Origin of the sequence: Pseudomonas sp. 10C3, assembly GCF_036346185.1 — a bacterium.
In the GTDB taxonomy this organism is placed as follows: Bacteria; Pseudomonadota; Gammaproteobacteria; order Pseudomonadales; family Pseudomonadaceae; genus Aquipseudomonas.
The window spans coordinates 1-281 of the sequence record NZ_JASJVE010000101.1; the positions used below are offsets into that span (position 1 = coordinate 1).

The following is a 281-nucleotide window of genomic DNA, read 5'->3' on the forward strand; positions in this document are numbered from 1 at the left end:
TCGCTGAATTACCCTTTACGTCAACATTTCGACAACAGCAATACCGAGCAAAAGTGATTGGCGCCATTGTCAGTTATCACAGCGACGGTCTTCGTTACGGGGCAAGGGCCACCATCGATTTGACCGGTCCCGGGGCGGCGGTCAGCGGTATTGCCGAATATGTTGAGCGACACTTGGTGGGCGTCAGTGCTCAGTCTGTGCGCGACACACTCAAACTCAAGGCCGGGTATAACGCGTCCACCGAAGAAGAGTTGATCCACAGTTGGACGGAGAACGTTGAC

1 protein-coding gene is annotated in these 281 nt (G+C 54.4%); it reads left to right on the top strand.

Going from position 1 to position 281, the window contains the following annotated elements; translation table 11 throughout:
* Positions 1 to 53 precede the first annotated feature (53 nt).
* On the top strand, positions 54 to 281 hold a 228-nt coding region (locus tag QN399_RS26295), incomplete at its 3' end, for a hypothetical protein (RefSeq protein WP_330201940.1).